The following is a 21605-nucleotide window of genomic DNA, read 5'->3' as shown; positions in this document are numbered from 1 at the left end:
CGTAGGCTGATTTTTTCAGCCTACGGTCAAGGAAGACGCGATGCCCCCTACCAATCCCCTGCTACAACGCTGGCAACTGCCGGCCTGGTCCGACGTAAAGGCCGAGCACCTGGCACCCGCCATCAATGCCATCGTGGCCGATAACCAGCGGATCATCGCCGAAGTGATCGCCACCCAGACCGACCACCCCAACTGGGATGATCTGGTGATAGCCGTCGCCGAAGCCGACGCACGGCTCGCTGAAACCATGGTTCTCATCGACGTGCTCTCGACGGTCAAAAGTGCTGATGTCGACTGGGTAGAGCAGAGCGCCCTGTGCAGTATTACTGCGGCACGCTATCGGGTGCAGAAGTCTGCCAACCTGGAGCTCTATCACACCTATCAACGTCTGCAGCAGAGTTCGATCGCCGACAGCTTCGATGACTTTCGCAAAGCGTCGTTAGCCAAGACCCTGCGCTCTTTTCGTCTGTCGGGCATCGAATTGCCCGCCGAACAGCGCCAGCGGTTAACCTCGATAAACCTCGACATCGAGCTTCAGGAGCAATTGTTCCAAATCAATCTGGAGCGCAGCAATGCCGCCTGGAGCAAGCAGATTGACCAATCGGCGACGCTCGACGGCCTGTCAGCCGCGTTCAAGGATCGGCTGGCGCTCAATGCGCGTCGAACGGGAAAAAGCGGCTGGTTGCTGACGCTGGATCGCAACACTTACGAATACATCATGAAAAATGCGCGAGACCGGAGTTTGCGCGAAGAGTATTTCCGCGCTTATTGCACCCGGGCCTCGGATCAAGGACCGCATGCTCTTCAGTTCGACAACGGTCCGGTTTTGCAAAAGTTACTCGGGTTACGCCATGAAAAAGCCAGGTTGCTGGGTTTCGAGAGCTTCGCCCAACTGCGGCTTGCAAATCACATGGCCACCTCACCAACTCAGGTCGAACATTTTTTAAAGCAACAGATCGAGCAAAATCGTGCCGCACTGGATCAGGACATGCAGGCGCTGCAAGCATTCGCCGCAACGCAGGGCGTCGCAGAACTGCAGGCCTGGGATTTCGAGTTTTTTGCTGAGCAATTACGCCAGCTACGCTCGGCGAGCACACTGAAAGGACTTCGCGAGTATTTCCCGCTAGATGAAACGCTACGCCGGTTCTGCCAGTTCAATGAATACCTGTTCGGTATCAAATTGGCCGAGCAACAAGACCTAAGCAATTGGCACGAGGAGGTGCGGCTGTTTGAAGTCAGCGAATACGATCAGGTGATGGGGTACATCTACTTTGATCCGTTTCATCGTGAGGACGGCCCCGACTTTGCCTTGACCAATACCGTGCGCAACCGACGAATCAATGCCGAGGGCCGGCCGGCCCTGCCGATTGCCATCCTTCACTGCAACTTCCCGCCCGCGACCAGCGAGTATCCCTGCCTGCTTTCACACAAGAACCTGCGCGTGCTATTCCACGAGTTCGGGCATTGCCTGCAACAGGTGCTGACCCGCTCGCCCCACCACAACCTGTCGGGGATCTCGCAACTGGCGCGCGATACAGGTGAGTTCGCCGGGCAACTGTTCGAGCAATTGAGCCTTTCAGAGGAACTGCTTCAGTGGCTGTCAGCACATTACAAAACCCGCGCGCCGCTAAGCCGCACACGGCTAACGTCAGCACTGGCCGCGATCGCGACGCACACCAGTCGCGATACCGCCACGCTGCTGCTTGAGTCTTTACTCGATCTTGAATTGCACCGTAGCGAGGAAAATGGCCGAAACGCGCAATCGTGCTTCGAAGCGGTGCTGCAAAAAATTCCGCAGCTGCAATTACCCGCCTATTGCCGCTTTGCCAACAGTTTCGATTATCTGGTGACCGGTTACGAAGCCTCGGTCTACGCCTACAAGTGGTCAGGCGTATTGGCCAGCAAAGCGTTCAAGCGCTTTGGGCGTGATGGGATATTCAATACGCAAACCGGCCGGGAACTGCGTGAAGCGTTCTTCTCCGGTGATTCGACTTCGCTGCTCAGCGCGCTGGAGACCTTTATGGGTCAGCCGGTGGCTGCTGATCTGGCAGCGCAACCGGACTGACGCGCCGATCACTCAATGTGGGCGGACTTGAACCAGCTTTTCATTGAACAGGTGGCGAAAGCACTGGTACTGCAATCGCCATTGACCAACGCCGTGCGCAATTTTTCGACATCCACCTGCGTCATGTAACGCACACCATCCTTGAAATGAATACTGTCGCCAAAACCGCCTTGGGTCATCTCGCTCAAGGCATCCTCTTTGCTCCACCCCTGAATCACCACTCGATACATCGCCGCCATCAGTCCGGTGCGGTCGGAACCGTGCTTGCAATGCATCAGCACCGGGCCATTGGCTTCGGCAGCCTGAATAGCCCGCAGGGTCTTGAGTACATCGGCGTCGTCAACGTGATTGGTGCGATAGGGAAGTTGCACCTGATGAATGTCGGGGTCAGACAACCAGTCGTCCGCTTCTGGCAGAAAGTTGATCACCGTGGCGACCTTGAGACTTTTCAGCAGCGGCACCGCGCCGTCATCCGGCAAGGCGCTGCGATAGAGCAATGGCGACAGCTGGAACAGGTTGTATTGCACTTCGACCGGTTGCGCCCACTCAGTCGGACGAACCGTCGATGCCGTCGCCGCCTGGGCCGGTATCCAGGGCAACAGTGCTAAAAAAGCTATACACAAAGCAGGAAAAAAACGCACTCGGGACATGCTGGTTTTACCGTGTCGGGATTCATCGATGAGGGGGAAACGCAGCTTCGGCGTTGCGCGGTCAAAGCCCTGTGAGGCGCCTGTCAAAGAAACGTGAATCCGCACGCTTTCCAGCACTGCCGTAAAGAAAACCGGTGTTTTTTCCGCTGAATCGGTTTATCCGGAAGCTTAGCCTGCTACCATTTGTCACATCATGTTGCAGACGCGTCCCCTTTTTCCGGGTCAGACCGGATCCGTCGCGACGAAAAATCCTCAAGCCGCTCGCAGAAGCGGCTGTCCTCTAATGCCTGATGAGGTGCACCCCAATGTCTGATGAAGATCGAGACAACCCGCGGCGTGAGTTTTTGCGCAAATCCCTGACCCTGATCCCGGTTGTCACCCTGGCCGGCACCGGTCTGGGCAGCAGCGTCCTGCAAGCAGCGCCTGAAGCGGCGCCGGCTGCGCCCGCGCCGCAACCGGTTCACGCTGATGCCAGCGTCTACCAACCGAGTTATTTCACCGCCGAAGAGTGGGCGTTCATCAATGCCGCCGTTGCTCAACTGATCCCCAACGATACTCAAGGACCGGGCGCGCTCGAAGCCGGTGTGCCGGAATACATCGACCGCCAGATGAACACGCCGTACGCCGCCGGTGCGCTTTGGTACATGCAAGGCCCGTTCAATGCCGACGCCGCTCCGGAAATGGGTTGGCAGAGCAAACTGGTGCCCAAAGAGATCTATCGACTCGGCATCGCCGCCACGGATCAGTGGGCAAAATCCCTCAACGGTAAAGTATTTGCTGAACAAGACAGCGCTACCCGAGACGATTTGCTCAAGCAACTCGAAGCTGGCAAGCCGCAATTCGATGCGGTTCCGGCAAAGATTTTCTTCAATCTGCTGCTGCAAAACACCAAGGAAGGGTTCTTCTGCGACCCGATCCACGGTGGCAACAAAGGCATGGTCGGCTGGACCATGATCGGCTTCCCCGGCGCCCGCGCCGATTTCATGGATTGGGTGGAACGTAACGAGCAATACCCCTTCCCGGCAGTTTCGATTCGCGGCGAGAGGGCGTAAGCATGGCAACGGTAATGAAGAAGGTTGACGCAGTGATCGTGGGTTTCGGCTGGACCGGCGCGATCATGGCCAAGGAACTGACCGAAGCGGGTCTCAACGTGCTGGCGCTGGAGCGCGGGCCGATGCAGGACACCTACCCGGACGGCAACTATCCGCAGGTGATCGACGAACTCACCTACAGCGTGCGCAAAAAACTCTTTCAGGACATCTCCAAAGAGACCGTCACCATTCGTCATAGCGTCAACGACATCGCCCTGCCGAACCGCCAGTTGGGCGCGTTCCTGCCAGGCAATGGTGTTGGCGGCGCCGGACTGCACTGGTCGGGCGTGCACTTCCGGGTCGATCCGATCGAGTTGCGCATGCGCAGCCACTACGAAGAGCGCTACGGCAAAAGCTTTATCCCCAAGGACATGACCATCCAGGACTTCGGCGTCAGCTATGAAGAGCTGGAGCCGTTCTTCGATTTCGCCGAAAAAGTCTTCGGCACCTCGGGCCAGGCCTGGACGGTGAAAGGCCAATTGGTCGGTCAGGGCAAGGGCGGCAACCCGTACGCGCCGGATCGCTCCAATCCGTTCCCGCTGGAAGCGCAGAAAAACACAGTCTCCGCACAGCTGTTCGGCAAAGCAGCGACTGAAGTCGGTTACAAGCCCTACAACTTGCCTTCGGCAAACACCTCGGGGCCTTACACCAACCCTTACGGCGCACAGATGGGCCCGTGCAACTTCTGCGGTTTCTGTAGCGGTTACGTGTGCTACATGTACTCCAAGGCGTCGCCGAACGTGAACATTCTGCCGGCGCTCAAGCCGCTGCCGAATTTCGAGCTGCGGCCTAACTCGCATGTGTTGCGGGTCAATCTCGACAGCAGCAAATCCAAAGCCACCGGCGTGACCTACATCGACGGTCAGGGTCGCGAGATCGAGCAACCGGCGGATCTGGTGATTCTCGGCGCGTTCCAGTTGCACAACGTGCGTCTGATGCTGCTGTCCGGCATCGGCAAGCCATACGACCCGATCAGCGGCGAAGGCGTGGTCGGGCGTAACTTTGCCTACCAGAACATGGCGACCATCAAGGCGTTCTTTGACAAGGACACCCACACCAACAACTTCATTGGCGCCGGCGGTAACGGCGTGGCGCTGGATGACTTCAACGCCGATAACTTCGACCACGGCCCGCACGGCTTCGTCGGCGGCTCGCCGATGTGGGTCAACCAGGCCGGCAGCCGGCCGATTGCCGGCACTTCGAACCCGCCGGGCACACCTGCGTGGGGCAGTGCCTGGAAACGCGCGACCGCCGATTACTACACCCACCAGGTGTCGATGGACGCCCACGGCGCGCATCAGTCCTACCGTGGCAACTACCTCGATCTCGATCCGGTGTACCGCGATGCCTACGGTCTGCCGCTGCTGCGGATGACCTTCGACTGGCAGGAAAACGACATCAAGATGAACCGCTTCATGGTCGAGAAAATGGGCAAGGTCGCCGAAGCGATGGGCCCGAAAGCCATTGCGGTGATCGGCAAGAAAGTCGGCGACCACTTCAACACCGCGTCTTACCAGACCACGCACCTCAACGGTGGCGCGATCATGGGTACCGATCCGAAGAAGAGCGCGTTGAACCGCTACCTGCAGAGCTGGGACGTGCACAACGTCTTCGTTCCGGGCGCCTCGGCGTTCCCGCAGGGCCTGGGTTACAACCCGACCGGGCTGGTTGCCGCACTGACCTACTGGTCGGCGAAGGCGATCCGCGAGCAGTACCTGAAAAACCCCGGCCCGCTGGTTCAGGCTTAAGGAGCGATGACCATGAAAAATCTCGTTATCGCGACTCTGGCGCTGCTCGGCAGCGCCGCAATCCATGCGGCTGAAGTTGATCAAAGTTTGATCAAACAGGGCGAATACCTCGCCCGCGCCGGTGACTGCGTAGCCTGCCACACCGCCAAGGGCGGCAAACCGTTCGCCGGTGGCCTGCCAATGGAAACGCCGATCGGCACGATCTACTCGACCAACATCACCCCGGATAAAACCGGCGTCGGTGAATACAGCTTCGAAGACTTCGATCAGGCCGTACGCCATGGCGTCGCCAAAAACGGCAGTACGTTGTACCCGGCGATGCCGTATCCGTCCTACGCGCGTGTCAGCGAAACCGATATGCAAGCGCTGTACGCGTATTTCATGCACGGCGTAGAACCGGTGGCACAGGAGAACAAGGGCAGTGATATTCCATGGCCGTTGAGCATGCGCTGGCCGCTGATGGGCTGGCGCTGGATGTTTGCGCCGAAGGTCGAGGACTACAAGCCAGTCGGTGACGACGCCGTCATCAGTCGTGGCGCGTATCTGGTCGAAGGCCTCGGCCACTGCGGTGCCTGCCATACACCACGCGCGCTGACCATGCAGGAAAAATCCCTGAGTGCGGCTGACGGTACAACCTTCCTCGCCGGCAGTGCGCCGCTGGAAGGCTGGATCGCCAAAAGCCTGCGCGGCGATCACAAGGATGGCCTCGGCGGCTGGAGCGAAGAGCAACTGGTGCAGTTTCTCAAGACCGGGCGCAGCGATCGCAGCGCGGTGTTCGGCGGCATGAGCGACGTGGTCACCCACAGCATGCAATACATGACCGATGCCGACCTGACCGCGATTGCCCGCTACCTCAAATCACTGCCGGCCACTGATCCGAACGATCAACCGCATCAGTACGATGAGAAAGCCGCCAAAGCACTGTGGAACGGTGACGACAGTCAGCGTGGTGCTGCGGTGTACATCGACAACTGCGCGGCGTGCCACCGCACCGATGGTCACGGCTACACCCGGGTGTTCCCGGCGCTGGCGGGCAATCCGGTGCTGCAATCGGAAGACCCGACTTCGTTGATTCACATTGTGCTCAAGGGCGGTACGTTGCCGGCGACGCACACGGCACCGTCGACGTTCACCATGCCGGGCTTTGCCTGGCGCCTGTCGGACCAGGAAGTGGCGGATGTGGTGAGTTTCATTCGTGGCAGTTGGGGCAACAAAGGCGCGCCAGTTGACGCTGAAGATGTAGCCAATCTACGCAAGAACGATATGCAAACGACTTCCGGGGATGATTTGGGGCAAGTCACTACGCATAACTGACGGATGTGATTGATACGCCGTTGGCACGGTTCGACTTTTCGTGCGGTGTCAGCGGCCGATCAACGCTTGGGCTGAAAGCCTTTAAACTGCGCAAATGCATCGGCCAGCTGCAGATAAAGCTTCTCGTCGTATTTGTCGATGTCGCCATCGCCGTCAGTATCGACGGCGTCTTCGCAGATCACGTCATAACGACCATTGGCCTGCGACGACGAAGCAAAAAGCGAATAGTCGTAATCCATCATTTCGGTCGCGTCCTCGCTGTAGTGATAAAAAGCGATTTCCGGACTTGCATCCCGATCCATATCCGCGATTTCCAGCAGTATTCTGATAGCCATGGATGAAACCCTGCAGATTGATTGCGTGCTTGAGATTAGGTTTGGCGAGAATTCCGGTCTACTGTCAAAGCTGACAGGGTGTATGCCCAGCCAGTCCTTTACCGGCCACCTGCCATTTACCGTCTCTTCTTCTAAAACAATAAAGCCCTGCATGAGTCGTCATGCAGGGCTTTATTTTTATTTGCTGTGAGATTCTTACATTTTCAATTACGGATTAACGATACTTACATAAGCCTTGGCCAGTGCAATCAACTTCGCTTTGTCGTCGTTATCAATATCGCCATCACCGTCCACATCTTTCTTGTTGGTGCGAACAGTGAACGTTTTGCCACGGTCGCTGGACACCGCCACTACGTAGATCGAGTCGACCAGCGCCTCGGTAGGCAGTTCCTGTTCGGCGTTCCAGCCCAGTTCCTTTCGTGCCAGTTGCATCGAAACAATGGTGTTGGGTTCCGATGCATTGGGTTGCATCATTTGCACAAAGACACCGCGTTGATTGAGGTAAGACATGAATTAAATCCTTTTAATTTAGTTATCGGACAAGTGCCACTCGGAGTAGCCAAGGCTATCTTTGATAACTTGTCGCGACAATCAAACATATGTATCTCGGGTTGTACTTCGGCTCTGCACCTATATATAAATTTTGGAACTCAACAAGTATCCCATCGCTGAACGGTACTGGATCACAGCGGGCTTGCTCATGTACTGTATGCATATACAGATCTGGAGCCTGCCCAATGATCAACCCTCTCCCCCAGCGCGGTCGCGGCACCGCCAGCAACCCGCACAACCGCTTCGCGCCGAACCGTTCGGTGGCCGAGGATGACGGCTGGTATCAGGAGGTGCCGCTGACCCAAGGCACCGAGGTGATGATCGAAACCGCGAAAACCATCATTACCCGCAATACCTCTCCGGATCTGCCCTTCGACCGCTCGATCAATCCCTACCGTGGCTGCGAGCATGGCTGACTGTATTGGGTGATTGGAACCATTACATGAAACACTTAGACTTCAGCTCCGCTGACGGGGGGTCACCCTCGACCGTAGGTCATGACTAACTCAGCAGTGGGAACACCTCAACGGAACGGGTTCACCTCGACCAGATACACCATCTACACAAACCAGCTTGTGCTCTTGATCTTGTCTTGGGTGCAGACACGACAGCGAACGCTGTCAGGATTACTCGTGACCGAAGGTCACAGGGAATTACACGTCAGCTCACGCTGACAACGTGAAGGGCAAAATCAAGAGCTCGGCTTCGCCTTTTATAATGCTGCGCTATTCCATCAGAGCACTACAACTGTAATTCTAATACGATTGGTGCATATGCAATGAACGACCATGAGATCTCTACTGATGGTTTTGAGCTGGGCTTACCCTCACATGTGGACATGCTCAGGCACGAGTGCGATTTGCTCCAAGCTGAGCTGGACACCACACGTGGCGACCTACGCCGCGCTCATCAAACCATCGGCGGAATGATCGTCATGCACCAGACGCTGAGCAAGGAGCTGGCTGCCCTCAAGGTTGAACACACCCGGATAAGCCTGCGTCTGAGTCAGTTCTACGAAGTTGACCGTGCTAAAGAGGTGGCGAAATTTGGTTACAGCTACGGCGACTACAGCAAGAAGTGAAACGCTGGGGCCAGGTTCAACGTGTGACGATCTCATGCAAAGGAATACGACGCTCCAGCAAGGTCGTAACCCTGTGCTGTAGGTCGGGCTGCTTATCCAAAAGGCTTTCTATCCCAAGACGATCCATGTCCAGCCAGAACAACGCAATGGCGCTTACATAACGAGTTAGAATTTCCAGAGTGATTCGTAAGTGCTGCACTGGCGGTTTTGGTGGAGGTGGTGGTTCCATTGAAGAATCCAGCCATGGGAACTGTATAGGTGCGGGCCACAACTCAGGGTGCAAGGTGTGTAGGTCTCTGGCGGAATCACCATCGCCGTGACGGCAAGCGTTGCCCAGCATCTGCAACTGAGTGAGGGCGGGGTAGGAATCGAAGCTACTCAACTCAACACCTCGCACCTTGAAGAACAGTGCGTTCAACTTAGCGCCCCATGAGGCGTCCTCTAGTTTCTTGAGAGTTACCCCTTCAATGGTGTGACGACCTAAACAGCAGATGAGGTAGGAGCGTATCTGTTGCTCCCACAACGACTGGATAGCGAGGGCGAACGTCATGTATGTGCGCTGAATTAGCCGCTCATGGTCGGACAGAGCAAAATGGAACACCACATCATCTTGAGCAGCGCGGGCCAGCTCTTGCCGCTTCTGCTCTAACGCTGCGAGCGACGGTTGCACAACCAGCGAAAGGAAGTCTTGAACAGTGTCGCCGTTGTTGTGAGCGTAAGCATCGGCAAACCCAATCGTCCATTTATAGGGTGCTGTCATGTCTTCATCCTTGTGGCAGTAGAGGCCGAGTTTCTCAGACTCCCATTTTTCGCCGAAAATTTCGACCACTTGCGAGAGTGTTCAGGATTCAGGGCGGGAATATAATCTGTGAGGCCTGTCCGACCACCGAGCCGTCAAGCAGGAACGCTAGGGGTGAGGGGTAATGCGTAGTGATTACAAAATAAGAACCGCTCTCATTTGATATGGTCACTCCTGTAATGCTCTGCAAGGATCTGTGAGAGCTTACAGCTACCCATGTAGCCATCATCTAGCTTTAACGCCTCTATGGCGCTCTCAGGAGCTTACAGAGCGCTTTCTGTGTTGAATGACAGGTGTAATGCCATCATTGCACGCTTCACCTGCATCGGAGACCACTCACCGCCTCGACTTGTAGCAACTCCCTTCTCGTTCAGACAGTTAGCCACCGCTGGCAGCGTCTTCGCACCCTTGCGAATGCACAGGTCGATTGGGTCTCGCACTGTCTCAAGCCAACTTGTCACACGCTGTTGAACGGCTTCACCAGCCTTAACCCGGTTGGCTGGGGTACGGCCTCTAGCGAGCACATCGGTGCGGTTCTGCACTGACTGGATGGCGACAGGATCACCAGCCTCAGCCTTGGCCTTCAATGCGGCCAAAGTGTCCTTGGTGCGGTCACTGATGAACTTGCGTTCCTGCTCAGCCAAAGCAGCGAATAGATGCAACTGGAACAGGGTGGCGTCGGGCATGGTTGCAACTCTGAAACTGGTTTGCTCCATCAACCTTGCGATGTGATGCACCGAACGCGACAGACGATCCAACTTAGCTACCACCAGTACAGCGCCTTCCTTCTTGCACAGGGCCAAAGCCTTGGCACCCTCTGGACGCTCTTCTATGGCGATCTTGCCGGAGACTACGTCAGTGAAGGACTCAGGCAGCAGCTCCCAACCATTAGCAGCAACTGCACGAGCGACGTATTCACGTTGTGCATCGATACCCAGACCAGCATCACCCTGAGACTTTGTGCTCACTCGGTAGTAGGCAATTACACGTAACGGCTTGGTGTTGCTGGTCATGATTTCGGCTCCGTCTAATGGTGACAGGGCAATCATAACATTTCTTCAACGTTCGTTGTAGATTTGTTAATCAGGTATATGGCTATTAGAACGCGCCCGGTGATAACCCTTCGCTATATCCGGGTAGCCCTGCGCTTCAAGCTGAAATTCTGCGTTTTCGTGCAAAAACTCGAATTTGGCACAGTTTGACGGAAATGAATCGGTTATCTCTGGCGCCAGCTTGGCAAGCAATTGGCTACAACCCACGGAAATGCTGAATAATAGCCAATGACTATTATGAATTGATTTGTGATAGAGAGTCTTGCACGCAAGCTTATGCATAGGTTTCCGGGTAGTTATTCGAGGTTATGGAAAGAAGCTCAGGCGCTAGGAACCTGCCTTGGAAGCCCCACGCCGAGAGGGAAACACCATAGGGATAGAGAACTTGATCCGCGACGCTGCACTTGCCTTATCCTCAACTGAACCGTCAGCTTTTAGACCAACAGAAGCGATGGAAATCTTAATACCGCCCCCCCGCTGAGTTGCGGCTTCAGTAGTAACTGCAACGTCAAACTCGATCTTCTCAACAATACGAGTACCCTCCAGACGAGATATCTCGTTTTCAGCCAGAGTTCTACCATAAGCCTGAGAAGAATCGGTATTAGCCTGCATCCGAGTAGGATTCACCACCGCATCGGTGTCCTTCAGCTCTGCACTTGCTTCAAGAATCGCCTCTGATATTTGGCAAAGGCTGCTTTTGATAAAATCTTTCAGCTCCATGGTTCTTTTCCTAAGCTGTTCCAAGGTGAGCAGAAGCGTAGCACCGGGCTGGGACTAGCACCCCATGGCACCTAGTCAGCTTTCCAGCACCCAGCGATTTAGGTCTGCAAGGCGTTCGGTGAGGTTCTTTATGTTCTCGGGACAGCTAGCCTGCTGTTCTGCTTGATGAGCTGGATTCTCAAATCCCAAGACGTTGTAGGTGTCTTCGGTTTCGGCTTTCAGATTTCGCATCAACGCTGGGATTTTATCGTGCTTCACATTGGGGATGTGCTGTAGAGCATCTTCTAGAGCGACTGTGAAATCTTGATAGAGGTCAGGACGGCTACATCCCTTTGCATTGGCCAGATCGAAGTCTGCATTCTCGTAAAGAATGAGGATGTAACCTGAAGTTAGCTTCATCTGAGCTTGAGCCGTGAAAGGCACTGCGATCAATGACATTAGCAAAACGGTAAACTTTAGCGACATGAGCCATTCTCGCTGTGTTCTGAGGGGAGGTGAAACATTGCTAGTCTCACCGACTGTAGCAGACGAAACACACTAGCCTCGCCATAAGATGGTCGCACCGAAAGCGTTTAGCTTTCATCTTGATCCAGCTACGGCGTGACCGCCGACTACCCTTCGGGTGTACCTCGACACAAATACAAATAAACAAAAATCCAGCTCTTGCCTTTGATCTTGCATTTTGCTTCGGTGCATAAACGAATGCGGATGCATTCAGTAGTAACCCATCAGCGGACGCTGACAGTCATTGCACGTCACCTTCGGTGTAGCAGATCAAAAGCGAAGAGCTTTGATGTGTGTTGATATTGGTGTATTGGACGGTGGGCTGATCCTGAATCGGGACGATGCGACTATTGTCCATCAGTGCGTTTAAACTGTAGTGCTCCGCACTGACGTTCGCTTTTATCTCTTATCCGACCGTAATTCAAGTGAACAACTGAACCTAGGTAGTATTCTACGGACATAAAGTTCACAAGTCAGAACTCACCTCTGAGTGAACAACTGAACCTTTGAATAATCTATACAGACAGAAAGTTCAGATGCACAGCTCACTGAGCTGATCGTCATTCGGAAAAGAAAATTCCTCCGCCGCTCTCTGTGTCACTCTTCCTTCCATCGTGTCAACTGCATCCAGCATCCTCTTGCCTTGAACCATAGGCCCAGCGGGGTGATCACCGAGGCCTAGAGTAATAATCTCTTGGCGAACATGCCAAGGGCTGGCAGTAGGGTACTTCTCGCAGAACTCAGCAACCATTTCATCGAGCCGATCAAAGAGAATGATGGCGTCTTGGAGGATTTCATTCTGACTCGCACGCGCTGCTTCTGGCTCCATCCAGTCCGGGCGGATAAATGCGTCCTCGGGCAACGCACGGCGGGCTTTCTTTTCAATCGCCGAGGGAATCGCTTCATCAAATGGAATGCCGTAGGCGACTTTGATTTTAGTGCGAAATTCCATCCGAGAAACTCCTTCCGGGCGAGTCGCCAGTGGAATAAGCTGTTCCATCAAGAAGTAGTGCGTATCGAACACCGCAACCGTGCCAAGATTCCGCTTGCACCAGTTCTCGGTAACTCCTTCTGTAGAAAGAGTCGCTGCGATATCTTTGTACGATGCGCCTTCGGAGCGCATTTGTACCGCTTGCTTGCGGGTGGTGTCAGTGACCTTGCTTACTGCCATTTATATATCTCCTGTATTCAGTTCATGCCATAGGCAGATGCCTCGTGGTGTTGGGTAGGGTCAAATTACAGGCAGCACGAAACCGACGCCTGACATCACTCTGTGGTGGGTCGAGAACGTTCGGTGCGGACTGCTGGAAAGAGCGCCTTTATACGCCAGTTGACCCTGTTTTGTCAAGTTGTATTTGGTGCTGGTAGTTGGGCCAGCTCAAACCATAGCTCAGGCTTCCTGTAGTGCGTTATGGGGATCGCTATCTAATGAGACGACCCAGACTGTAGCCCCGCGCTTATCTACGCCCATATGGCGCCATACTGGACGCCTCAGTAGTTTGGACAGCTCGAAGGCAACTTTCATTGCCTCCGCTGCGTTAGTGAAGATTTGTTTCATTGTTTGATTCCGCTCATTTTCTGATTGATACGAAGATCGACGATCTTTTCAACATACTCTTTCATGCCGTTTCTCTCGTCGCTGAACTGCACTTGCAATTGGTTGTATTGCAGTCGTAATGCATTGTCGGTGTAACTTTGCGAGACGACATTTGCACGATCCAGCATGTAGACGGTGAATACGCCCCCTGCGAAGATTTGCAACACACAGGCGAGCATGATTGTTTGAATAATTGCCTTCATTATTCGACCTCAGTCTGAGCAGCGCGAGCCGTTCTCAACATTTGGCTAAGTTTTTCATCAACCTTTTCAGACACAGCATCACCGATAGCGTTACCAAGCTCTCTGCCATTCGGATCAAGAGCATTGACGGTCACGTCCACTTGGATGTCTGTATGCATTGATTGATCAACGTTTCCAGTTGGTTTGTTGATCACGCCGCTATTAGGGTCAGTTGGCAACAGCCAATCACTTGGCAGCAACGTTTGTTTACGTTGTTGTTCAGACGCGACCATGATGTCTTTGGCGGTGAGCGGTTCGGGCATACGGAACTGGCGAAGTTTGCCGTCAGCCACATTCTCAGAATCTTTGCCAAGATCTGGAGAGTTAATGCGGAACACATCGAAACTCTCGCGCTGAACTGGGTTGATGTGTCCGCCAGCCCAACGTTCTCTGTTGTCCTTCGCTGCTGATTGATCATCTGCAAGAGATGCACCAGTGAACAAACGACGAAGACCATTCAACAATCCCGGTCTTGCACGATCATCCAAACTTGCTTGTTCATTTGGTGATGCTGGTTTCAATCTTGGGCCAAGTGCTGCACCCACTGTACCCGGTAGAGCATTCGGATCTTTCTGCATGGCATTTGGCGTGGCATTACCATTTGCATCGTGTCCGATTAACATACGAATCAACGACGTGTTGAAAGAAGTGAGACCCTTATCCAGTTCCATAAAGGATTTTTTGAGGGGCTGAATTGCTTGATCAAGCTCCCCCAATGCTTTCACTCTATCGAGCACTTCGAGCTTCAATTCGCTATCACTATTCGTTGCGTTATCGTTTAGATACGTCTGGTTCTCGACGCGCTGCTGAGCTGCTTGAATCGAGTTCATCTGTCTTGCAAGAAGATCCCCATTAGCACTCAAGAAGTTGGTCATACCCTGATCGAAGTCGGCAGCAGTAATCTTGGCGTCTGTTACAGCCTGCTTAAACCAAGCGACCTGCTCTTGCGCCTTGCCTTTGAATCCTAAGCGGGAGGCGGCAGCCTGCCTGATAGCGGCCATCACTGGGGCACCCAATGCGTCTCCGAGGTCATTTACGTCACTACCTTCTGGGCGCCCTTTTGCGCGAATCTGATTGAGCTGATAGGCGGCACGGGTCTGAGCCTGTTTATCAAGGGAAGCGGCCCGGAAAACGGCACTTTGATCCTCGAACATTTTTGTGGCTTGCGTAAGCGTCTTACCGAGCGCCAGTTGTCCTTGGACGAACATCGCGAAGGACTTAGCTGTTTCGACTGAAACTTCCATCCCGTACTTGTTAGAGATATCGACAAACTGATCACGAGCAAACTTCTGGTTGGCTGGATTCTTACCGCCAGCGCTTTGTAGAGCGGTATTGAACTGCTCCGCTCCACTTGCGGACTCTTGACGCTGCGCGATGCGCTCACCCAAGTAAGTCACACCACGTACAACGCCATATAGAGCGGCAGTGACCGCTGATAGCCCAACAGCCATACCACCGAGATTAAAGGGCTTAGGCTCGCTCTGGCGGGCCTTCCAAGCCTCGTGGCGTTCAGCCGCAAATGCGAATCGCTGGCTTGATTGGTCGTGCTTAACCGCTGCTCGGGCTTCACGTACAGCAGTCGCTGCCTTAGTAGCTTCGTAACGTTCAGCGGCACGGGCACCACTCGCACGGGCGTTCTGTAGGGCAGCTTCGGCACGCTGTAGTGCAGACTGATGAGACGCCGCTTTTTGCTGGAGTCGAATCGTATCGGCCTGACGACGGCGGAGGATGTCTTGCAAACGTGCTTGGCGAATGGCTGACTGTTCCGATGTAGCCGTGACTCTCGCCCTTCCAAGATCCACCTTCAGCGCCTCTTGTTGAGCCTTGTACTGTTTGCTTGCCAACACGGCGCTCTGAGACTGTGCTTTCAACTTGTCAGTAAGCAGCCACGCTTGCTGACGCTCACCTGTAGCGACTAACTTCTGTTCGGCCAAAGAAGTTTGGAACTGTTGACGGCGGAGCTTGGACAATTTGGTTTCAGTGGCGAGTTCTTTGTCCAATGATCTACGGATGTCGGCATTGAGCTTGATTCGCTCTGATCCCAGGCCCTTGCTGGATACTCCGAAAGCTTTGTTCAACCGAGTTTGTAGTTGCTCAGCTTGGCGCCCCACACTCTGCATTTGCTGGCTGGCCTGTTTGAGCATTCCGAGAAACTTAGTCAGCGGCGCACTTGAGACTTCGAATACCAGCTTACCGGTTAGGCGTGCAATTTCGTCTTGAACACTCATGAGCGGCTACTCCCTCTTCCATGACGGCCATGAACAGGGTGAAACAGTAGCGCGACATCTCGGTCAAACTCAGAATGTCGATGTCCGTAATGCTCAACGTGAGTCCTATCTGCAACGCCGACATGTTCGAGGTATGCTGCAAATGCACTCAGGACGGAACGACTTCCAGTGACTGCAAAGAACAACGCCCCGCTCTCATGGCGAATCCATTTGTATGTAACTTTGACTTGATGCCCGTGCCAACGATTAGCGAAATCGGCAAACTGTGACATGTAGTCCCTAGTGCTGATGACTGCGGCGTCGTGTACTGCGAAAATTGCGTGATACTGATATTGCGGAGATTTTTTCAGCTCTTGAATCGGTGTACCAGTTTCTGTCATTGCTTTCCTTTGTTCTTATGGGCTTGTTTAGCCATCTCAATCATTTTCGCGGCACGATCTCTGGCTGCAAGTAGCTCCAGAGCCGCTTTAAATGCGTTTACGTCCTCTTCCGAAGCTTCTTCATCTACAGCTTGTTTTGTAACGACCTCTACAGGAGCCTCTACAGGGCTTGTAGCGAGCGTATCAGGACAGTAAGTTTTGCGTAGTAGCAATTCCGTCCCGCTAAGTGTCGCTGGATCGATTAACTTGGAATCAGTCATGCCGCGCTCCCATCAATGTTCAACTTTCCCGACTCGATCAGTTGATCTCGGAGCTTTGCACGGGAAGCGGCGAGTTCATCACGAACTTCTTGTTCACGGTTCAAGCGTTGTTGTTGTTCGGCCTGCTGACGATCACGCTCATCCTTGGCAAGTGACAGCGCAACTTGACGATCAATCTCAGCATTCAATGCTGCTTCAAGTTCTGACTCGTAATCAGCTTTTAGCTTCTTGCAAATCTTGGCAAGATCCTTCTCTTGTTCATGCTCTGGCTTTCTCAGATGCAATGTGATGAACGATGCATGCCCACTCTCGATTAGCATTGCTCCGGGATGAGCGGACATTGGATCGAGTGGAGTCCAACCAGCTGCACGGTGCTGATGATATACTTCAAGTGCTTCTACCAACGTGGCAGGAGTGAACTCGACGATTGCACCGATAACGCCTGTGTATGGTTTCTCGATTCGACTCTCGTAGAATGCTTTTTCATTTTGGCAGCGTGCTCGGTATTCCGTTTCGGAAAAGACAAACTGCATTGGTGTTTGTGTACTCATGGTTGTTACCTCTTCTGTTTTTATGGTTGGTGTTGCTTGTTGGCGCTGTTTGGCGCGGTAGTGGGCTTTCGTGCAGCGGTCGCTACATGTTTGCTTAGTGGATCTCTGGGTGTTCATTGGTGCGTTACAGACCACGCACGGTCTTACTGCGGTTACTGCCATATGGCCTCCGGGAAGTTGGATTGCTATGTTTGAAATGTCCGTGCAACCGAGTATCGGCCAAAAAATAACCGGAACGATGTCCGGCTATTGAATGAACTAGTCACTCCAATGGTTACATGAGTGTATTGCGAATATGGTTCGAGGGCGCGGATCTAACCAACACGCCCTCTCAACTCATGGCTCACCGGAGTTGTCTCGGCGTTGACACTCCCAAGGGGAGGAAGCCAGTTTGACAGAGTGTCTCGACCTATCGCCCCTGTCGGACGACGCACTGGGTTAACAAAGCCCGGTCTAGCAAGAAACGGCCATCGCCTTGCTTATACGACAGAGAGGGTCGTCAGAAACCCTTGGCCTACACGACACACCGAACTCTATGGCAACACAGGTTCGGTGTGGATGATTCGGAAACGACGAAACCGAACTCAGCTTGGCGGCTGGCCCGGTTGGATGTTCTGGAATTTGGGTTGAATCTGGAGGGTCGCAGGACACGAGAAAAACACCTCTCCTTCCTGACACTATTATAGCAGCACATCGCCAGAATTGCAAGCACTTTCTATGCCAACTCTGACAATACTTTCAAACGACCGTTCGATTTTCCGCTGCGTTTCCTCATCTGTACGTGCTAAGTATACACCCAAAAGCCAATTTTGTCAAATACAACATTTTCTATAAGTCAAGTGAAATCGTTATTTTGGCTTGTTTGCCGTATTAATCGGCGCTATTGGCTCACGTCTTAATGCCCCGGCTTGGTCGGCACGAGCGGTACAGGCTGCTCCCACGTCGTTCCGCTGAGCGCTTCCAGTTCATCGGGTGTGAACACCTCATCCGATACACCCGGTACACGCTGACTCTTCCCTGCGATCCTGACGGGGCCTTTAAGCGCCGTGAATCGTCTGTCTGGTGGGCTGGTGATGGTGGCTTGGAATTCGGTCACTTTGCCCTTCAGCGCTGGTTTCACCACGGTCGTTAGGGTCTTGGCGTCGAAGTCGATCACCAGCCTCTCAAAGACGTTCGACAGGTAGCGGTTGATCCGGGCGCGTTCCAGTGCAGCGGCTTCGCTACGGTCATTCAGCATCCACTCAACACGGTCGCCCACGTCCAACCCTGCAATGGTGAAAGCGTCTTCCAGCTCTGCCAATTGCGTTTCAGTGGCTGCCAGCTTGGCCCGTGCGTCCCGGTCGTCTCCCTTCGCCTTGGTGAGCATATCCAGCAGCACCGATTGGCGGTCTGTGTCGTCTTCGTCCATGAGGCGCTGTTGTGTCTGGGTGGTTCGGGTGGCGATCTTCGCTACCAGCGCCAGCAAGGCGTCACGCTCACGGCGTAGGGTTTTGAGGTCTTCACTGTTTTGCATGAAATACTGTCTCAGGTCTGCCCAGTGCTCAAACTTGAACAGGAGGCGGCGTAGGTGCTCGCCACGAACGCTACGGATTCCCGGCACGGTGCAACTGTCGCTCATGCTGTTGGTACACATGAAGTACTCTTTCTGCGTCTTGAACATGAACCGGACGCTTCCGCCACAGGCTGCACACTTCACCAAGCCTCTATAAATGTTGAGATTGCTGGCATCCTGCTTACCGGCGAAGGGTTTACGCTGGCTGATTACGGCCTGCACTTCGGCGAACAGGTTTTTGTCCACGACCAGCGGGTAGTAGTCGGATAGCACCCGGTCAGAGGGCATGTTCTTCCCTGCTGACTCGCTGTAGTTGGTGATGGTGTGTTCTCCGATCAATCGACGGTTCTTCAGCAGGTATTGCACTTGGTGAACCTTCCAGCTTGAGCCGAACTGCTCGTTTACCCTTCGGCACGACTCAGCCACACCGTATTGAAGGGAGGCGTTGAACAAGGCCCGTATCTGTTCGGCTATGTCTTCCTTCACCTTGAACCGGCGCTCATCGCCTACACGCTCAACCTCAAGCCACTGTGCGACCTTATCTGTAGTCACTTCGCCTGCTTCCATCCGTACATGAGCCTTGGCCCAACCAGCACGACCAAAATCACTTTTCCGTTTCGACTCGGCGTTGGCACGTTCCATATCGACAAGGATGGTCATGAGGCCACCAAGGTCGAGTGTTCCCGGCGTATACACCTGTAGGCGGTCGGCAATACCGATCCTCAAGCCAGCACCAAGGATTTCAAAAAACAGGGGTACGGCGTGAGCGAGTTGCATCCGTGACATTCGGTCGGCGTTCTCAAACAGGAGAAGGCTACCGGGAGGAATCTCACCACGTTTTGCACGGTTGATGAATTCACGTAACTTGCCTTCGTGGGCGTTCTTCCCTCGAAAGCTGGACATGCCGGGGTCGGCGATTTCCTCGACCAATGCCATGTCGTAATGCTTGCAGAAAGCTTCCTGCGCTGCACGCTGCCGGGCCTCGGTAGATCCGTCTGATTGGCGGTCTGTTGACCACCTCATGTACGAGTAGACGCTGCCTGACATTGGACTCACCGTGCATTGGTTCCTATTGGCGAGTATAGCTGCATCTATTGCTACGCACGGCCCAGCCACGCTTATTGGGACATGTCGCCAGGGCTGGACTTCGAAACCAGGCTGATCGCCAAGACCAACGCCGCCCAAGTGCTGGAGGAACAGCTCGGGAAAAAAGGCTATCAATGTGCGCCGATCAACCTGGGCTCCAACACCGATCCGTATCAGCCGATCGAGCGCGAACACAAAATCACCCGGCAGACCCTCGAAGTGCTTCTGCGCTATCGACATCCCGTGACCATCGTCACCAAAGGCTCGCTGATTCTGCGCGATCTCGACCTGCTGACCGAGTTGGCCGAGCAACGCCTGGTCGCGGTGATGATCAGCCTGACCACGCTCGATGACGAGCTCAAACGCATCCTCGAACCGCGCGCTGCTGCACCCAAAGCGCGATTGCGCGCCATTCGGGTCATGCGCGAAGCAGGCATACCGGTCGGCGTGCTGTGTTCACCGATGATTCCGATGATCAACGACAGCGAGATCGAAAACCTGCTTAACGAAGCCCACGCGGCCGGAGCACAAAGCGCTGCCTATATGATGCTGCGTCTGCCGCTGGAAGTGGCGCCGCTGTTCGAAGAATGGCTTCAGGCGCACTATCCGCAACGCGCCGCGCATGTGCTGAGCCTGATCCGCCAGAGCCGTGGCGGCGAGCTCTACGACAGCCGTTTCGGCGCACGCATGCGCGGCGAAGGGGTGTTCGCCGACCTGCTCGCGCAACGATTTGCCAAAGCCATCAAGCGTCTGGGCATCAATCACCGCGAAAGCTACAACCTCGATTGCACTGCCTTCTGTCCGCCGGGTCGCCAGATGTCGTTGATTTAGCGACAATTGGCCTATGGTTGAGGGGTTGGAATCCTTCCGCCGAAATCACTCAGTCACGTTTTTTGTGACCTGGAACACACGTGCTAGAGCGTTTGATTCAGTTTGAGTTAAGTTTCGGCGGCTACCTTGTTCATCGAGTGACTGACGGGTCGGGATGACCCGGATGTTTTAAACAGCCACTGGCTTCATACCGGAATACATGGGAACGACTCCCCTAATCCGCCAAAGAGGATGAATCATGAGTGACAAGGATAAACAGCCGTTGGCTGCGTCGGCGCAAACCCCTGAAGCGGAATCCGCCGATGCAGCGCTGCGACAGATCGTAGACGGCTTTTTGCATTTTCATCATGAGGTCTTTCCCCAGCAGGAAGAACTCTTCAAGAAACTCGCCACGGCCCAAGCGCCAAAGGCGATGTTCATCACCTGCGCCGACTCGCGCATCGTCCCTGAGCTGATCACCCAGAGCTCGCCGGGCGATCTGTTCGTGACCCGTAACGTCGGCAACGTTGTCCCGCCTTACGGCCAGATGAACGGCGGCGTATCCACCGCGATCGAATACGCGGTACTGGCGCTTGGCGTGCAGCACATCATCATCTGCGGCCACTCCGATTGCGGCGCCATGCGTGCGGTGCTCAATCCGGACAGCCTGGAAAAGATGCCGACAGTCAAAGCCTGGCTGCGCCACGCTGAAGTCGCGAAAACCATGGTGCACGACAACTGTCACTGCGCAGACGAAAAAGAAAGCATGCCGATCCTCACCGAGGAAAACGTCATCGCCCAATTGCAGCACTTGCGTACCCATCCTTCGGTAGCCTCGCGCATGGCGAACGGTCATCTGTTCATCCATGGCTGGGTCTACAACATCGAAACCAGCGAAATTAAAGCTTACGACGCGGATCAGGGACGTTTCCTGCCGCTCGATGGTAGCCATCCGATTCCGGTGGCGACGCCCAAAGCGCGCTTCTAA

The 21605-nt window shown here is 54.4% G+C and carries 19 protein-coding genes and 2 pseudogenes; 8 read left to right on the top strand and 13 right to left on the bottom strand.

Annotation, left to right across the window (positions count from 1 at the left end; translation table 11 throughout):
• The first annotated feature begins 40 nt into the window (after positions 1 to 40).
• Positions 41 to 2065 (top strand): M3 family metallopeptidase, encoded by a 2025-nt coding sequence (locus J0G10_RS01470; protein WP_095125102.1) that lies wholly within the window; start codon positions 41 to 43, stop codon positions 2063 to 2065.
• A gap of 8 nt (positions 2066 to 2073) precedes the next feature.
• Here the strand turns inward: J0G10_RS01470 and J0G10_RS01465 are convergent, their stop codons facing one another.
• Positions 2074 to 2715, bottom strand: a complete 642-nt coding sequence (locus J0G10_RS01465) for a phosphatase domain-containing protein (protein WP_095049523.1) — start codon at positions 2713 to 2715, stop codon at positions 2074 to 2076.
• Positions 2716 to 3020: 305 nt separating this feature from the next.
• Here J0G10_RS01465 and J0G10_RS01460 point away from each other — a divergent pair, with 305 nt between their 5' ends.
• From J0G10_RS01460 to J0G10_RS01450, 3 genes are read left to right on the top strand one after another with little or no spacing between them, the layout of a single operon-like run.
• The gene (locus tag J0G10_RS01460) at positions 3021 to 3767 is read left to right on the top strand and encodes a gluconate 2-dehydrogenase subunit 3 family protein (RefSeq protein ID WP_095049524.1); all 747 of its coding nucleotides are present in this window, start codon (positions 3021 to 3023) and stop codon (positions 3765 to 3767) included.
• A gap of 2 nt (positions 3768 to 3769) precedes the next feature.
• On the top strand, positions 3770 to 5554 hold the full coding sequence (locus J0G10_RS01455) for a GMC family oxidoreductase (RefSeq protein ID WP_116254160.1): 1785 nt from the start codon (positions 3770 to 3772) through the stop codon (positions 5552 to 5554).
• 12 nt (positions 5555 to 5566) lie between these two features.
• Entirely contained in the window at positions 5567 to 6868 is a 1302-nt protein-coding gene (locus tag J0G10_RS01450; protein WP_095125100.1) for a c-type cytochrome, read from the top strand.
• Positions 6869 to 6927: 59 nt separating this feature from the next.
• Here J0G10_RS01450 and J0G10_RS01445 read toward each other — a convergent pair whose 3' ends face one another.
• A complete protein-coding gene (locus J0G10_RS01445; RefSeq protein WP_095049527.1) occupies positions 6928 to 7203 on the bottom strand; it encodes a hypothetical protein in 276 nt (91 codons plus the stop codon).
• A 207-nt stretch (positions 7204 to 7410) separates the two neighbouring features.
• A complete protein-coding gene (locus tag J0G10_RS01440; RefSeq protein ID WP_095049528.1) occupies positions 7411 to 7713 on the bottom strand; it encodes a hypothetical protein in 303 nt (100 codons plus the stop codon).
• Between the two features lie 227 nt (positions 7714 to 7940).
• Between J0G10_RS01440 and J0G10_RS01435 the strand changes: the two are divergent.
• A pseudogene (locus tag J0G10_RS01435) lies at positions 7941 to 8168 on the top strand (PA0069 family radical SAM protein); the annotation flags it as partial.
• Between the two features lie 365 nt (positions 8169 to 8533).
• The gene (locus J0G10_RS01430; RefSeq protein WP_220557250.1) at positions 8534 to 8836 is read left to right on the top strand and encodes a hypothetical protein; all 303 of its coding nucleotides are present in this window, start codon (positions 8534 to 8536) and stop codon (positions 8834 to 8836) included.
• Between the two features lie 16 nt (positions 8837 to 8852).
• On the opposite strand, the gene J0G10_RS01425 is transcribed toward J0G10_RS01430, so the two are convergent.
• The 10 genes from J0G10_RS01425 to J0G10_RS01380 form a co-directional block, all read right to left on the bottom strand.
• Positions 8853 to 9596, bottom strand: a complete 744-nt coding sequence (locus J0G10_RS01425; RefSeq protein WP_220557249.1) for a hypothetical protein — start codon at positions 9594 to 9596, stop codon at positions 8853 to 8855.
• A gap of 302 nt (positions 9597 to 9898) precedes the next feature.
• A complete protein-coding gene (locus J0G10_RS01420; RefSeq protein WP_220557248.1) occupies positions 9899 to 10648 on the bottom strand; it encodes a recombinase family protein in 750 nt (249 codons plus the stop codon).
• Between the two features lie 366 nt (positions 10649 to 11014).
• Positions 11015 to 11407, bottom strand: a complete 393-nt coding sequence (locus J0G10_RS01415; protein WP_220557247.1) for a hypothetical protein — start codon at positions 11405 to 11407, stop codon at positions 11015 to 11017.
• A 75-nt stretch (positions 11408 to 11482) separates the two neighbouring features.
• Complete coding sequence (locus J0G10_RS01410) at positions 11483 to 11872, bottom strand: hypothetical protein (protein ID WP_220557246.1); 390 nt, start codon at positions 11870 to 11872, stop codon at positions 11483 to 11485.
• A 571-nt stretch (positions 11873 to 12443) separates the two neighbouring features.
• On the bottom strand, positions 12444 to 13082 hold the full coding sequence (locus tag J0G10_RS01405) for a hypothetical protein (protein WP_220557245.1): 639 nt from the start codon (positions 13080 to 13082) through the stop codon (positions 12444 to 12446).
• Between the two features lie 383 nt (positions 13083 to 13465).
• Positions 13466 to 13711, bottom strand: coding sequence for a hypothetical protein (locus J0G10_RS01400; RefSeq protein WP_220557244.1), 246 nt, complete (start codon positions 13709 to 13711; stop codon positions 13466 to 13468).
• Complete coding sequence (locus tag J0G10_RS01395; RefSeq protein ID WP_220557243.1) at positions 13711 to 15978, bottom strand: hypothetical protein; 2268 nt, start codon at positions 15976 to 15978, stop codon at positions 13711 to 13713. Before J0G10_RS01395 ends, J0G10_RS01400 begins: the two co-directional genes overlap by 1 nt.
• 376 nt (positions 15979 to 16354) lie before the next feature.
• A complete protein-coding gene (locus J0G10_RS01390; protein WP_220557242.1) occupies positions 16355 to 16618 on the bottom strand; it encodes a hypothetical protein in 264 nt (87 codons plus the stop codon).
• Entirely contained in the window at positions 16615 to 17331 is a 717-nt protein-coding gene (locus tag J0G10_RS01385; protein WP_220557241.1) for a hypothetical protein, read from the bottom strand. The genes J0G10_RS01390 and J0G10_RS01385 overlap by 4 nt, the downstream gene beginning before the upstream one ends.
• Positions 17332 to 18064: 733 nt before the next feature.
• A complete protein-coding gene (locus tag J0G10_RS01380; RefSeq protein WP_245398066.1) occupies positions 18065 to 19744 on the bottom strand; it encodes a recombinase family protein in 1680 nt (559 codons plus the stop codon).
• Between the two features lie 54 nt (positions 19745 to 19798).
• Here J0G10_RS01380 and J0G10_RS01375 point away from each other — a divergent pair.
• Positions 19799 to 20638, top strand: a pseudogene (locus tag J0G10_RS01375) (PA0069 family radical SAM protein); the annotation flags it as partial.
• 238 nt (positions 20639 to 20876) lie between these two features.
• A complete protein-coding gene (locus J0G10_RS01370) occupies positions 20877 to 21605 on the top strand; it encodes a carbonic anhydrase (protein ID WP_064116616.1) in 729 nt (242 codons plus the stop codon).

The organism is Pseudomonas germanica (assembly GCF_019614655.1).
In the GTDB taxonomy this organism is placed as follows: domain Bacteria; phylum Pseudomonadota; class Gammaproteobacteria; order Pseudomonadales; family Pseudomonadaceae; genus Aquipseudomonas; species Aquipseudomonas neuropathica.
Note: the sequence above shows the minus strand (reverse complement) of the source record. Positions and strands in the feature narration are given on the sequence as shown.

Coding starts and splice junctions, on each gene's coding strand:
- J0G10_RS01470 (WP_095125102.1), top strand. CDS start 41: ATGCCCCCTACCAATCCCCTGCTACAACGCTGGCAACTGCCGGCCTGG.
- J0G10_RS01465 (WP_095049523.1), bottom strand. CDS start 2,715: ATGTCCCGAGTGCGTTTTTTTCCTGCTTTGTGTATAGCTTTTTTAGCA.
- J0G10_RS01460 (WP_095049524.1), top strand. CDS start 3,021: ATGTCTGATGAAGATCGAGACAACCCGCGGCGTGAGTTTTTGCGCAAA.
- J0G10_RS01455 (WP_116254160.1), top strand. CDS start 3,770: ATGGCAACGGTAATGAAGAAGGTTGACGCAGTGATCGTGGGTTTCGGC.
- J0G10_RS01450 (WP_095125100.1), top strand. CDS start 5,567: ATGAAAAATCTCGTTATCGCGACTCTGGCGCTGCTCGGCAGCGCCGCA.
- J0G10_RS01445 (WP_095049527.1), bottom strand. CDS start 7,203: ATGGCTATCAGAATACTGCTGGAAATCGCGGATATGGATCGGGATGCA.
- J0G10_RS01440 (WP_095049528.1), bottom strand. CDS start 7,713: ATGTCTTACCTCAATCAACGCGGTGTCTTTGTGCAAATGATGCAACCC.
- J0G10_RS01430 (WP_220557250.1), top strand. CDS start 8,534: ATGAACGACCATGAGATCTCTACTGATGGTTTTGAGCTGGGCTTACCC.
- J0G10_RS01425 (WP_220557249.1), bottom strand. CDS start 9,596: ATGACAGCACCCTATAAATGGACGATTGGGTTTGCCGATGCTTACGCT.
- J0G10_RS01420 (WP_220557248.1), bottom strand. CDS start 10,648: ATGACCAGCAACACCAAGCCGTTACGTGTAATTGCCTACTACCGAGTG.
- J0G10_RS01415 (WP_220557247.1), bottom strand. CDS start 11,407: ATGGAGCTGAAAGATTTTATCAAAAGCAGCCTTTGCCAAATATCAGAG.
- J0G10_RS01410 (WP_220557246.1), bottom strand. CDS start 11,872: ATGTCGCTAAAGTTTACCGTTTTGCTAATGTCATTGATCGCAGTGCCT.
- J0G10_RS01405 (WP_220557245.1), bottom strand. CDS start 13,082: ATGGCAGTAAGCAAGGTCACTGACACCACCCGCAAGCAAGCGGTACAA.
- J0G10_RS01400 (WP_220557244.1), bottom strand. CDS start 13,711: ATGAAGGCAATTATTCAAACAATCATGCTCGCCTGTGTGTTGCAAATC.
- J0G10_RS01395 (WP_220557243.1), bottom strand. CDS start 15,978: ATGAGTGTTCAAGACGAAATTGCACGCCTAACCGGTAAGCTGGTATTC.
- J0G10_RS01390 (WP_220557242.1), bottom strand. CDS start 16,618: ATGACTGATTCCAAGTTAATCGATCCAGCGACACTTAGCGGGACGGAA.
- J0G10_RS01385 (WP_220557241.1), bottom strand. CDS start 17,331: ATGGCAGTAACCGCAGTAAGACCGTGCGTGGTCTGTAACGCACCAATG.
- J0G10_RS01380 (WP_245398066.1), bottom strand. CDS start 19,744: ATGAGGTGGTCAACAGACCGCCAATCAGACGGATCTACCGAGGCCCGG.
- J0G10_RS01370 (WP_064116616.1), top strand. CDS start 20,877: ATGAGTGACAAGGATAAACAGCCGTTGGCTGCGTCGGCGCAAACCCCT.